Genomic DNA, 11,694 nt, shown 5'->3' with positions numbered 1-11,694 from the left:
GCCTTATTCGGGGGGGCTTGCGCGATAAAGACAAGTGCCGCGCGCCTTATGCCGGCCGTGTCCCTCACGCGAACGTGCATGGCGGTGCAGCGGATGAGGGTGCTGGATTTCCCGTATCGCCTGCCCGCATCGTTCGGAGCCTCGTCATGAATCGTTTTCGCCTCGCGCTCGCCCTGTCGGTCTTTGCTCTTGCCGGCGGCGCGGCCATCGCCCAGGCGCCAGGTACACGCCTGCGCGGCGAGGTCGAGGCGGTGAACGGAACCACGATGATGCTCAAGGCCGCGGACGGGCGGGAGATCAAGGTCGCGCTCGCGCCGGGCTTCTCGGTCGGCGGCATGGCCGCGGCGAAGGTCTCCGATATTGCCAAGGGTAGCTTCATCGGCGTTGGCGCCAAGCCTCAAGCCGACGGCACGCTGCTCGCCGTGCAGGTGGTGATCTTCCCGGAAACGATGCGCGGCACGGGCGAGGGGCATCGGCCCTGGGGCGTGCTGCCGGATGCGACCATGACCAATGCGACGGTGGCCGAGACGGTCTCCAAGGTCGACGGCGCCAATCTGGTGCTGAGCTATCCCGGGGGCGAGCAGAAGGTCGCGATCACGCCGGAGGCGACGATCCTGATGGCGGCGCCGGCCGAGGCGAGCGAGCTCAAGCCCGGTGCGCAGGTCGCGATGACGGCGAGCCGCCAGGCCGATGGCAGCTACAGCACGAGCCGCGTCACAGTGGCGAAGGCGGGCGCGAAACTGCCGTTATAGGTGAGGCGCCGTCCGCTTTTTCGTCATGCCGGACAAGCCGCTTCAGCGGCGCCGATCCGGGATCCATGCTGAGCCGTTCCGGAATCGATCCCGGGTCTCCCTTCGGTCGCCCGGGATGACGGCGCGTTTTATCAATGATCCATGGCAGCGAAATCAGCCGTCGCTCTTCTCGCCGAGGCGCTTCACGGCGGCGTGCCCGCGCGCGTCCATGAAGAGATGCACCTTGTTCTGGAAGCCCGTGTCGTCATGGGCCGCGAGCAGGGCGGCATGATCGGCGCAGGCCGTGCAGAGATCCTCGACCCAGGGCTGCTCGGGCTTGCCGAAATCGTTGAGCACATAGGCGTGGACCAGTGCCTTGTCGCCGGGATGGCCGATACCCATGCGGACGCGGCGATAGTCGTTGCCGATCGCCGCCGTGGTCGAGCGCAGGCCGTTATGCCCGGCATTGCCGCCACCGAGCTTCACGCGCAGCTTGGCCGGCGCGAGATCGAGCTCGTCATGGAAGACGACGACATCGGCGGGCGCGACCTTGAAGAAACGGGCGGCCTCGCCGATCGAACGGCCGGATTCGTTCATATAGGTCTGCGGCTTGAGCAGGATGACCTTCTCGCCGCCGATCGTCGCCTCGCAGGCCTCGGCCTGGAAACGGGCACGCCAGGGCGAGGCACGGTGCAGGCGCGCGATCTCGTCCACGGCCATGAAGCCGATATTGTGCCGGTTGCGGGCATAGCGCGCGCCGGGATTGCCGAGGCCGGCGAAGATCAGCATGGCGGGACTCCGGCAGGCTTGTCAGTTCAGCATCGGATTGGTCCGAAAACCGGAAACCACTTTTCGGTCCGATGCCATAGCAAAACGGCCGGGGCTGGCCCGGCCGTCTCGTGATCGTTCCGGATGGAAGCGGCGCCGGCTGGCGCCGTTTCATCAGGCCTTGGCTTCGGTCGAAGCTTCGGCGGTCTCGGCGGCCTCAGGCTCGGCCTCGACGGTCGGGGCGGAAACCGCGACGATCGTGGCGTCAGCGCCGATGGAGAGCTTGGCGCCGGCCGGGAGCTTGATCGCGTCGGCATGGACGGAGTCGCCGATGTTCAGGCCGGCGACGGACACGTCGATCGACTCCGGAATGCTATCGGGCTCGACGGTGACTTCGAGGGCGTGCTCGATGATCTGGACGAGGCCGCCGCTCTTGACGCCGGGGCTCTGCTCCTGACCGACGACGTGAACGGGAACCTGGACCGTGACGGTCTGGCCCTTGGCGACGCGCAGGAAGTCGACATGGATCGGGAAATCCTTGACCGGGTCGAGCTGGTAATCGCGCGGAATGACGCGCTGCTTCTTACCGGCGACGCTGATCTCGAAGATCGTGGTCAGGAAGTGGCCGCCGAAAATCAGCTGGCGGGTCTTGTTGGCGTCGAGCGCGATGGCTTCGGGAGCAGCGCCCCCGCCATAGATCACGGCAGGCGTCTGGCCCTGGCGGCGAACAGCACGGGCGGCCCCCTTGCCGACCTGTGCGCGCGCCGAAGCCTCGATTTGCTTCACGGCGGTCATGTTGGATGTCCTTGACTTGTAAAATGACAAGGCCGCCTGGTGGCGGCCATCGGATTGCGCGTTCAGAGCCTCCAAGGGTGTCAGCCGAACGCTGGGGTGCTCATAGGCGAAAACCGCCGCGATCTCAAGCCCGGCTCAGGCGGCGTTCGCGACGAGGCCGGGAGCGGGGGCTGCCACGGATACCGGCTGCGCGAAGCGCTGCAGCCAATCGCGGATGACCGAAGCCGGAACCGGCGGGGAATAGAGATAGCCCTGGCCGAGGCGACAGCCCATTTCAGACAAGCGCTCGGCCTGTCCTTGTGTCTCGATGCCTTCCGCGACGATCTTCATGCCAAGGCGGCGGGTCATCGTCAGCAGCGCCTCGATGATGATCTCGCTGCGGGCGCCGCTGCCGAGCGAGCCGACGAAGGAACGGTCGATCTTGATGATGTCGATCGGGAAATCGAGCAGATGGGTGAGCGAGGCGAAGCCCGTGCCGAAATCGTCGAGCGCCACTGGCGAGCCGCAGGCGCGCAGTGCCTCCATGGTCCGCGCGACGCCATCCTTGCGGCCGCCCATGAAGACCTGCTCGGTGACCTCGATCACGAGCTGCTGCATCGGCACGCCGGCCTTTTCCAGGATGCGGCTGGCGCGCTGCACCAGATCGCCCTTCTGAAAATCCGCCGAGGTGACGTTGACCGCGACATGCTGGAAATTGAGGCCGCCGGCCCGCCACTCCGCCATGTCGGCTGCGACCGCCGTCAGCATCTGGGTCGTGGTGCGATGGGCGATCTTCGGATCGCGCAGCGCGTCCTGGAATTCGCCGGCGGTGACGATGCGGCCATCGTCGAGCCGCATCCGGGCCAGGGCCTCGACGCCGACGACCTCGGTCGTGTCGAGGCGGATGACCGGCTGGTAATAGGGGATGATGCGTCCGTCGCCGAGGGCGCCGTCGACATCGCGGCGAACGCGGATGCGCTGCATCATCGCGCTGCGCAATTGCCGGCGGAATCGGACGTAGCGGCCGCGCCGGGTCTCCTTGGCATGATAGAGCGCGAGATCGGCGTTCTGCCTGAGTGTGACGCTGTCCTGACCATCCTCGCCGGCAAGCGCCCCGCCGATGGTGATGCCCGGCACGATGCTGTGGCCGTCATGGTCGAGCGGGACCGCGAGCGCGGCAAGGGCGGCCGAGGCGAGGGTGCGCATCCGCGCCGGCCCCTCGCAATCGCGAATGAGGACGGCGAACTCGTCGCCGCCGATCCGGCAGGTCAGGCAACCGGCCAGGGCGGTGTCGAGCCGCGCGCCGACCTCGGCGATCAGGGCATCGCCGGCAGCGTGGCCGAGCGTGTCGTTGACCAGCTTGAGATGGTCGATATCGATCAGCATCAGCCCGAAGCGGCCGCCGGCAGCGCTCATCTCGGCGATGGCGCTGTTGAACTGGCTGCGGTTCGGCAGTCTGGTCAGCGTATCGAAATAGGCGAGGCGGTGATTGCGGGTGCGAACCTCGTCATGCTCGATGGCGATGGCGCAGAGATGGACGCAGGTCGCGACGATCTGGCGCTCGAGTTCGCGGGCACGACGTGGCCTGGTGAAATAGAAGGCGAAGGCGCCGACGACGCGGCCGTCGCGGGCCTTGATCGGTGTCGACCAGCAGGCGCGCAGGCCGAGCGGCAGGGCAAGATCGGTATAGGGCGCCCAGAGCGGATCGGTGGCGATATCGGTGACTTCGACGGGTTCGCCGCGAAAGACCGCGGTTCCGCAGGAGCCGACATTGGGGCCAGCCGGCAACCCCTTGATCGCACTGACATACTGCGCCGGCAGGCTGGGCGAGGCGAGGGGTTGGAGGCGGAGCTGGTCGTCGACGGTCACGACCGAGCAGATCACGCCGGGCGAAATCGCCTCGGCGCGATGGCACAGGCGTTCCATGCACGCGATCAGGGTTTCGCCCCGCGCGATATCTTCAAGAATATCGTTCTGCAGGGCTTGCAGGCGGCCCGAAGGTCTGGTCACGGCATGTCCGACAGGGTTCGTCGAAGACACGTTCCCTAGAGCAAATGCCTTAAAGGCAGGTTGCGCCGCCGTCTCAAACTTTACGCGGGGTTGTAGCGCGGTCAGGCCGCGACCAGGCCGAGCCGTTCGTCGCGGCGACGCAGGAGATGCATCAGCGGCAGGGCGAGCAGCACCATCCAGGCCTTGCCGATGATCTGGCCGGCGAGGAAATCGAGGCTGCCGAAGGCGAGATACAGGAAGACGAAGCTGTCGACGACGAGACCGATCACGCTGGAGGCGAAGACGGCCGTGACGAAGCGCCGGCGCTGCAGCGGCGTATACACCGCAAAATCGGCCAGTTCGGAGAGAAGGAAGGCCGCTACCGAGGCCAGCACGATGGCCGGCGGGGCGAGCATCGCCGAGATCAGCGTGCCGACCGCGATGGCGCCCAAGCCCGCGAGCGGGCCGAGGCGTCGCTGGACGATGTCGCGCAGGACGAGCGCGAGCCCGACCATCAGGACGCCGCTCGGCGCCATGATCCCCGGCCAGACCGGGACGAGGCAGGGACCATTGGGCACGCAGACCGCGCCGGCATTGCCGATCAGCCAGTTGGCGGCGGGAATGGTCAGGCCGAACAGGACGAGGGCGATGGCGCCTTCCGTCAGGCGCTGGCGGTCACGGGTCATAGGTCAAGTCCGCTGTCGTCGGGGGCTGCGAGATAGGCCGCGAAGCCTTTTGATCGCAAATCGCATGCCGGGCAATGGCCACAGCCGTAACCCCAGTCATGCCGGGTCGTCCTGTCGCCGAGATAGCAGCTATGGCTGTCCTCGATCACGAGGTCGAGCAGGGCTTCACCGCCGATGGCGCGGGCCAGCGCGAAGGTCTGCGCCTTGTCGCGCCACATCAGGGGCGTGTGCAGGACGAGCCGGCGATCGAGGCCGAGACCAAGCGCGACCTGCATCGCCTTGATCGTGTCGTCGCGGCAATCGGGATAGCCGGAATAATCGGTCTCGCAGACGCCGAGCACGATGTGCTTGAGGTCGCGGCGATAGGCCAAGGCCGCGGCGAAGGTCAGGAAGATCAGGTTGCGGCCCGGCACGAAGGTCGTCGGCAGGCCGGTCTCGGCAAAAGCGATCTCGGTCTCGCGGGTGAGAGCCGTCTCGGAGATCGCGCCCAGTGCCTTGAGATCGACGACATGATCGGGGCCGAGCCGCTCGGCATAGCGGGCGGAGAGCGCCGGCAGCTTCGCGCGGATCGTCTCGCGGCATTCCATCTCGATGCGATGGCGCTGGCCGTAGTCGAAGCCGATCGTCTCGACCGCGTCGAAGCGGTCGAGCGCCCAGGCGAGCGTCGTGGTGGAGTCCTGGCCGCCGGAGAACAGGACGAGGGCGCGGGAGTTGCCCAAGCCGAACCTCTCAGTCGAACAGGCTCGAGACACTGGTCTCGCTCGCCGTGCGTTCGATCGCCTCGCCCATCAGGCCGGCGATCGAGATGACGCGGATGTTGCGGGCGACCTTCACGGCCTCGGTCGGCATGATCGAGTCGGTGATGACCAGCTCCTTGAGCTTGGAGCCGGCGATGCGGGCGACCGCGCCGCCGGAGAGCACGCCATGGGTGATATAGGCGAAGACCTCCTTGGCGCCCTGCTCGAGCAGCGCGTCGGCCGCGTTCACCAGCGTGCCGCCGGAATCGACGATGTCGTCGATCAGGATGCAGGAGCGGCCCTCGACTGAACCGATGATGTTCATCACTTCCGACTCGCCCGGCCGGTCACGGCGCTTGTCGACGATGGCGAGCGGGGCGTCGATGCGCTTGGCGAGCGCGCGCGCCCGGACGACGCCGCCGACGTCCGGCGAGACGACCATGGCGTTCCTCCATTCCAGCCGGTCCTTGATGTCGCGCGCCATCAGCGGGGCGCCGAACAGGTTGTCGGTCGGAATGTCGAAGAAGCCCTGGATCTGGCCGGCATGGAGATCGAGCGTCAGCACGCGGTCGACGCCGGCATGGGTGATCAGGTTGGAGACGAGCTTGGCCGAGATCGGCGTGCGGCCCGAGGCGCGCCGGTCCTGACGGGCATAGCCGAAATAGGGGATCACCGCCGTGATGCGCTTGGCCGAGGAGCGGCGCAGGGCATCCGTGATGATCAGCAGTTCCATCAGGTGGTCGTTGGTCGGGAACGAGGTCGACTGGATGATGAAGACATCCTGGCCGCGCACGTTCTCCTGGATCTCGACGAAGACCTCCATGTCGGCGAAGCGCCGGACGGAGGCCTTGGCGAGAGGAATGCTGAGATGGTTGCAGATCGCCTCGGCCAGCGGGCGATTGGAATTGCCGGCGACGACTTTGAAGTGAGAGGCCATGCCGTAGCGCACCGTTGCAGTCAGGCTGAGCAGGGAGGGCCGGCATTGCCGGCTCAATTCGAACGGCTCTTAACAGCGCGGTCGGACGGAGTCGACCGCTGCAGTGCAATATCGACGGCCAAAAAGCGCAGGGCGCCGCGCCGTGACCCGGAAACCACTGCCGCAGCGTCGCCGCGGCGGCGGCGTCAGCTCTTCTTCTTCTCGTCGGTCGCGGCCATGCGCGTGCCCGGCCTGGCGGGTTTCGCGGGCTTGTCCTCGACCTTGAGCGTCTCGATGCCCGGCGTGGTCACGAGGAAGCCGGCGATCGCGTCCATCGAGTCGGACGCGGCCTTGGCGACGATCGTCTGGTCGATGCCGGCCCAGGGATCGGAACTGCCGCTGCGCTTGCCGATGCTCTCGCCCTGCACGCGCTGGGCACGCTGCTTGGTCGAATCATAGACATCCCAGACGAAGGCGAGCGCGGTCTGGCCGTCCTCGGTCGGCTGGGCCGTGAGATAGCCCTTGACGCGGAAGCGCGCCGGCTTGTTGCCGGGGACGATCTCCATCTTGCGCTCGGCGGCGGCCTCGCCGAGCAGGCCGGCGAAGCTGGTGGTGACGTTTTCCGGCGCGCCGGAGATGCTCTGCACCGAGACCGGGACGCCCGGCGCATCGACGCGCGGTCGGGCCGCGGTCTGGGTGGTTTCCTGGCAACCGGCGACAGCCAATGCCAGAACCGGCCCCAGAACGAGGCCGCTCAAACGGTTGATCATGACGCCTCCCGCCCTTTGGGCTGTGGACTGCTTCGAGATTCCCTGCGCGCTTCTTCTAGGCTCAACGGATGACGAGGTCCAGATCGGGCAGGTTGAGTGCCTCGGCGCCACCTTCTCCGACCAGATAGGTCCGGCCCAGGCACATCGCGGTTTCGCTGGCGGAATCCATCAGGATCATATGGGCGAACATCACCATGCCCGGCACGATCGGCCAGTCGTTTGCTTCGTAGAACATCGGCCAGTCCATCCAGGACGGCGTGAACTTGGCGCCCAGCGAATAGCCGCAGGCATTGAGCCGGTGCTGCGAGAGCCCGTGCTCGTCGAAGATGCGGGCATGGGCGGCGAAGACGTCCCCGGCGGTGCGCCCGGGCTTGAGCTCGGCCTCGCAGGCGAGCAGCGCGTCGCGGGCGGCTGCGTGATAGGGGCGGTGCAGCGGGCGCGGCTCGCCGACGACGACCGTGCGCATCGCGGCGACATGGTAGTGCCGGTCGGTGCCGGCAAATTCGAGCGTGATCTGGTCGGTCGCATCGAGCCTGCGCCGGCCGGACTTGTAGCGGCAGAGCAGGGCGTCGCGGCCCGAGCCGATGATGAACTCGTTGGCGGGATAGTCGCCGCCGCCCGCGAAGATCGCATTGTGCTGGGCTGCGAGAATCTCGCCCTCGTCGGCGCCGGCCCGGATCGAATCGAGCGCCGCGCGGTCGGCGGCATCGGCGAGCAGCGCAGCGCGCCTGACATAGACGATCTCCTCCGCCGATTTCATGGCGCGCAGGCGGGTGACGATCAGCGAGGCGTCGACGAACTCGGCCTGTCCGGCGAAGCGGGCTTCGAGCTTGCGATAGTTCGAGGCGACGAGGCCGTAGGATTCGAATTCGACGCCGATGCGCTTGCCGGAAAGCCCGAGATCGCGGGTCAGCGCTAGCAGATCTGCCGTCGGGTCGGCGTCGCGGCCGTCCTTCCAGATGCGGATATCGGAGAGGTTCGAGGTCTGTTGCGCCTGCCGGAGATCGGCGGAGCGGGTCAGCAGTGCCATGGTGCCGTCGGCCCTGACGACGAGGCACTGGAAGAAGCAGAAGCCGAAAGTGTCGTAGCCGGTCAGCCAGAACATCGATTCCTGCTGGAACAGGAAGAGCGCGTCGAGGCGGTCCTTCTGCATCGCGGCCAGCAGGGCTTCGCGGCGGCGGGCGAATTCGGCGGGCGTGAAATGCAGGGCCATGGCGCTTGTCCTCCGGCAGGTCGCGCATGTGATCGTGCCGGGAGCTTACGGGCAAGCCCGACAACCGGTCGCAATTGCGGCACCCGCGTGGGCTGCCTATAGGCTTTGGTCAGAGAGTTTCGCGCCTCTGGAGCATCGGGCTGAATATCGTATTCGGTCCGATGCTCCAGATATTTGAATTTGCATCGGCTTTTTCCGAAAACCGCATCACACTTTTCGGGCCGATGCTCCAAGGGAGAGAGCCATGGTCAACCCCGGCAACCGCATCCTCGACGATATCGCCCGTCTCGCCACCGATGCCGCCGGCGCGGCGCAGGGCGTGCGGCGCGAGGTCGAGACCGTCGTGAAGACCCAGATCGAGCGCCTGCTGCGCGATCTCGACGTCGTCACCCGCGAGGAATTCGAGGCGGTGCGCGAGATGGCGCTGATCGCCCGCGAGGAGAACGACAAGCTCGCCGCGCGGCTGAAGGCGCTGGAGGGGAAGCTCGGCAAGGCCTGATTGCCCTCAGGTTATGTCCACAGCCATGTGCTGTGGACAGCCCCTTTGGGGGATTGAGCCCGCCGGCCGAATCCGCGGAGCTTGGCGCCGTGTTGGGAGCGTCACAGCGCCTGCGCTATCGTCGGTGGAAAGAATTGATTCGTCGGGCGGATTCGTCCTGCCGCGCCGGATGGGAGCATCTCTTTCGAGAGGCTCCGGAGGTGTGTTGCGTTCCTTCGGCTTTCCAGTCGCCGTGTTCCTCTTCTCGAACGCGCCGGATGCGCCAGCATCCGGATGGTGGACCCTAGGGCATGATGGACCTCGATATGGATGCCGAGCTGGATCGGCCTTCCAACCCGCTCGACCTGTTCGAACGCCTCGCCGCTCTCAACGACTGGTCCTTCGATCGCGACAGCGAGGACGAGCTCTCGGTCTCCGTAACCGGCGGCTGGTCTGAATACCATGTTGCGATCACCTGGCTCGCCGAGGTGGAGGCGCTGCATATCGCCTGTGCCTTCGACCTCAAGGTGCCGGAACGGCGGCGCGGCGAGGTGCTGCAGCTCGTGAGCCTCGTCAACGAGCAGCTCTGGCTTGGCCATTTCGACCTGTGGAGCAGCGAGAGCGTGGTGATGTACCGCCATGCCCTGCTGCTCTCCGGCGGGGCCGAGCCGACCGAGGAGCAGGCAATCGCGCTGGTCAAGGCCGCAGTCGAGGCCTGCGAGCGCTACTACCAGGCCTTCCAGTTCGTCGTCTGGGCCGGCAAGACCGCCAAGGAAGGCATGGAAGGCGCGATCCTGGAGACGGTCGGCGAGGCCTGATCGGCTGATTTCGCACGGACGGGCTTGACCGGGCGGCTGCGGGACGGGAAGGCTCTCGGCCGTGAGCGTCCGGGCAGGGGCCCGCGGCGCGCCAAGCCTATGAGGCCGCCATGTCGAACTCCCTTCCGCAATCGCTCGTGCTGATCGGCGCCGGCAAGATGGGCGGCGCGATGCTGGAGGGCTGGCTGCGTATCGGCATCGACCCGAAGGGCATCAGCCTGATCGATCCCAAGCCGTCGGACGAGATGGTCGCGCTCGCCCAGGAGAAGGGCATGCGGGTCAATCCCTCCGCCAGGGACATCCCCCCCGCGGACGTCGTCGTGCTCGCGACCAAGCCGCAAATGCTCGACACGGCCGCGCCGGCCGTGCAGGCCTTTATCCACCCCAGGACGCTGCTGATCTCGATCCTCGCCGGCAAGACGCTGGGCGACCTCGCGGCGCGCCTGCCGAACGCGAATGCGGTCATCCGCGCCATGCCGAACCTGCCGGCCGCCGTGCAGCGTGGCGCAACTGCTGCGGCTCCGGGCAAGGGCGTCAGCGCGGCCCAGCGCGCCACCGCCGACGCGCTGCTCGGCAGCATCGGCAAGGTCGAATGGCTCGACGACGAGGGGCTGATCGACGCGGTCACCGCCGTATCGGGCTCCGGCCCGGCCTATGTCTTCCATCTCGTCGAATGCCTTGCCGCCGCCGGCAAGGATGCCGGCCTGCCGGCCGATGTCGCCGAGCGGCTCGCGCGGGCGACGGTCGAGGGCGCGGGCGAATTGCTGTTCCAGTCGCCGCTGCCTCCGGGAACGCTGCGCCAGAACGTGACCTCGCCCGGCGGGACCACCGCGGCCGCGCTCGAGGTGCTGATGGCCGATGACGGCATGAAGCCGCTGATGCGCAAGGCGGTGGCTGCTGCCAAACGTCGCGCCGGCGAGCTTTCCGGCTGATCCGCCTTCCACCCGCCACGATAGCGGCCTAACCTCCTCTCATTGCGAAGCGAGAGGAGCTGTCCCATGGCCCGCAAACCCGTTTCCACACAGACTGAGGCCGCGCCCGCGGTCGATCCGCGCCGTCGCGCGGTCGATGCCTTGATGAAGCTCGCCACCGAGCGGCACTGGGATCAGATCGAGCTGCCGGATATCGCGACCGAGGCGGGGCTGACGCTGGCGCAGTTGCGTGGACTGTTCCCGTCCAAGCTCGCGATGCTGGGCGGGGTGACCCGCATCGTCGACGATGCGGTTCTCGCCGATACCTCCAACGATCTAGCGGGCGAGCCGGTCAAGGAACGGCTCTTCGACCTTGTGATGCGCCGACTCGACGCGATGGCACCCTACAAGGCGGCCCTGCGCAAGATCGCGCCGGTCATTCGCCGCGACCCGCTGGCACTGGCGGCGCTCAATCGCGGTGCCGTCAATTCCTGGCGCTACATGCTCGCTTCGGCCGGCATCCCGACCGAGGACGCGCTGGGGCATCTGCGGGTGCAGGGCGCGGTTCTGCTGATGGCGCGGGTCTCCGAGGTCTGGCTCGACGATGACGAGCCGGAGCTGTCGAAGACCATGGCGCGGCTCGACCGCGAGCTGAAGACGGCCGGGCGCATCATGGCCCGCGTCGAGGACGTGCACCGGCTGACGGCGCCGTTCCGCGGGCTGGCGCGGGCGCTCTGCTCGGGCCGGCCGCTCAGGGGGCGGCGGCGCGAGCGCGCTTCCGAGCGCGGCGAGGACAACGAGGATTACGCCCCCGCAATCTGAGTGCCCGGCGGGTTCCGCGGTGCCTGCGGCAAAATGTGGCGAAACTGCGCCAACGTTAAGCGCCCCTTAGCCAATTCTGCG

General features: G+C 67.3%; 13 protein-coding genes. 5 read left to right on the top strand and 8 right to left on the bottom strand.

From position 1 onward, the window contains the following. The first annotated feature begins 146 nt into the window (after nt 1-146). Complete coding sequence (locus tag ACFJGT_RS16875) at nt 147-752, top strand: DUF5666 domain-containing protein (protein ID WP_377839824.1); 606 nt, start codon at nt 147-149, stop codon at nt 750-752. Between the two features lie 153 nt (nt 753-905). Here the strand turns inward: ACFJGT_RS16875 and pth are convergent, their stop codons facing one another. The 8 genes from pth to ACFJGT_RS16835 form a co-directional block, all read right to left on the bottom strand. Beyond that, complete coding sequence (pth, locus tag ACFJGT_RS16870; protein ID WP_377839821.1) at nt 906-1,520, bottom strand: aminoacyl-tRNA hydrolase; 615 nt, start codon at nt 1,518-1,520, stop codon at nt 906-908. A gap of 153 nt (nt 1,521-1,673) precedes the next feature. Continuing rightward, nucleotides 1,674-2,294: a 50S ribosomal protein L25/general stress protein Ctc gene (locus tag ACFJGT_RS16865; protein ID WP_377839816.1), complete on the bottom strand. Its 621-nt coding sequence runs from the start codon at nt 2,292-2,294 to the stop codon at nt 1,674-1,676. A gap of 135 nt (nt 2,295-2,429) precedes the next feature. Continuing rightward, the gene (locus ACFJGT_RS16860; RefSeq protein WP_377839812.1) at nt 2,430-4,283 is read right to left on the bottom strand and encodes a putative bifunctional diguanylate cyclase/phosphodiesterase; all 1,854 of its coding nucleotides are present in this window, start codon (nt 4,281-4,283) and stop codon (nt 2,430-2,432) included. Between the two features lie 101 nt (nt 4,284-4,384). Then, the gene (locus ACFJGT_RS16855; protein WP_377839809.1) at nt 4,385-4,948 is read right to left on the bottom strand and encodes a VUT family protein; all 564 of its coding nucleotides are present in this window, start codon (nt 4,946-4,948) and stop codon (nt 4,385-4,387) included. Continuing rightward, nucleotides 4,945-5,667 (bottom strand): 7-cyano-7-deazaguanine synthase QueC, encoded by a 723-nt coding sequence (queC, locus tag ACFJGT_RS16850; RefSeq protein WP_377839804.1) that lies wholly within the window; start codon nt 5,665-5,667, stop codon nt 4,945-4,947. The genes ACFJGT_RS16855 and queC overlap by 4 nt, the downstream gene beginning before the upstream one ends. Nucleotides 5,668-5,677: 10 nt before the next feature. Beyond that, complete coding sequence (locus ACFJGT_RS16845; RefSeq protein WP_377839798.1) at nt 5,678-6,622, bottom strand: ribose-phosphate pyrophosphokinase; 945 nt, start codon at nt 6,620-6,622, stop codon at nt 5,678-5,680. 185 nt (nt 6,623-6,807) lie between these two features. Next, a complete protein-coding gene (locus ACFJGT_RS16840) occupies nt 6,808-7,371 on the bottom strand; it encodes a hypothetical protein (protein WP_377839794.1) in 564 nt (187 codons plus the stop codon). A 61-nt stretch (nt 7,372-7,432) separates the two neighbouring features. Further along, entirely contained in the window at nt 7,433-8,584 is a 1,152-nt protein-coding gene (locus ACFJGT_RS16835) for a M24 family metallopeptidase (RefSeq protein WP_377839791.1), read from the bottom strand. Nucleotides 8,585-8,828: 244 nt separating this feature from the next. Here ACFJGT_RS16835 and ACFJGT_RS16830 point away from each other — a divergent pair, with 244 nt between their 5' ends. The 4 genes from ACFJGT_RS16830 (at nt 8,829) to ACFJGT_RS16815 (ending at nt 11,613) form a co-directional block, all read left to right on the top strand. Beyond that, nucleotides 8,829-9,083, top strand: a complete 255-nt coding sequence (locus ACFJGT_RS16830) for an accessory factor UbiK family protein (protein WP_377839787.1) — start codon at nt 8,829-8,831, stop codon at nt 9,081-9,083. Between the two features lie 290 nt (nt 9,084-9,373). Continuing rightward, nucleotides 9,374-9,880, top strand: coding sequence for a YbjN domain-containing protein (locus ACFJGT_RS16825; protein ID WP_061969490.1), 507 nt, complete (start codon nt 9,374-9,376; stop codon nt 9,878-9,880). A 110-nt stretch (nt 9,881-9,990) separates the two neighbouring features. Next, nucleotides 9,991-10,812, top strand: coding sequence for a pyrroline-5-carboxylate reductase (proC, locus tag ACFJGT_RS16820; protein WP_377839782.1), 822 nt, complete (start codon nt 9,991-9,993; stop codon nt 10,810-10,812). Between the two features lie 66 nt (nt 10,813-10,878). Beyond that, complete coding sequence (locus tag ACFJGT_RS16815) at nt 10,879-11,613, top strand: TetR/AcrR family transcriptional regulator (protein ID WP_377839779.1); 735 nt, start codon at nt 10,879-10,881, stop codon at nt 11,611-11,613. Nucleotides 11,614-11,694 lie beyond the last annotated feature (81 nt).

This window comes from Allobosea sp. UC22_33 (assembly GCF_042700715.1).
GTDB lineage: Bacteria > Pseudomonadota > Alphaproteobacteria > Rhizobiales > Beijerinckiaceae > Allobosea.
Note: the sequence above shows the minus strand (reverse complement) of the source record. Positions and strands in the feature narration are given on the sequence as shown.